Source organism: Pandoraea sp. B-6, from assembly GCF_000282835.1.
Classification (GTDB): domain Bacteria; phylum Pseudomonadota; class Gammaproteobacteria; order Burkholderiales; family Burkholderiaceae; genus Pandoraea; species Pandoraea cepalis.
This window is the reverse complement of record NZ_KB290496.1, coordinates 446-1,141: the sequence shown is the minus strand read 5'-3', so window position 1 is coordinate 1,141 and position 696 is coordinate 446. Positions and strand designations below refer to the sequence as shown.

Here is a 696-nt window from a genome sequence, read left to right as displayed (position 1 = left end):
CGCAGATCGGCCAGCGCCGCGAGCAACACCTGACGGTCTTCATCGGAACGATCCACCACTTGCGCAAGCGCCGAGCTCACGCGGTCCAATGCATCGCCCGCCTCATGCTGATGACGCTTGAGCCGCTGCAACGACTGCGCGAACGGCTGCGTCCAGCGCGACGCCACCAACCCTTCGCTGGAGAGTCGCAGCAGTCGGTTCAGATTGTCCGCCGACACACGCAACGCGCGCGACGCGGGGTCGACGACGTCATTGTCGTTGGTCGTGTCGTAGTTGTCGCGCACGTCGTAGGGCTCGGGCGGGCCGGGCGGGGCCGGCGACGCCGGCGATACGGGCGCGGCGATCGTCATGGCGTCGGGCGCGGGCGGTGTCGCCGACGTCGGCATGCCGTAACTGGCGTAATCGAATGCCGTGGGTTCGGCCGACGGCGTGGGCGTCGCGGCGCTCACGGGGGCGGCATGGGCGGGCGTCTGCACCGCTTCACTCGTCAACGTGGCGAGCTGCCCGGTGAACGACGTGACGAAGGCGTCGATTTCCGCTTTGCCCGCGCCCTGCGCCCAGTTCGGATCGCGGCCCGGCGGATGCGCCAGACGCATCAGCAGATCGACACCCTGCAGCAGGCGGTCGATGAGCGTTGCGTCGAGCAGAAGGGCGCCGCGTTGTGCCGCGACGAAGGCATCTTCGAGCACGTGGGCG

General features: G+C 69.3%; 1 pseudogene. It reads right to left on the bottom strand.

Annotation, left to right across the window (positions count from 1 at the left end):
• Positions 1-696 (bottom strand): annotated as a pseudogene (locus A985_RS28935) (hypothetical protein); the annotation flags it as partial.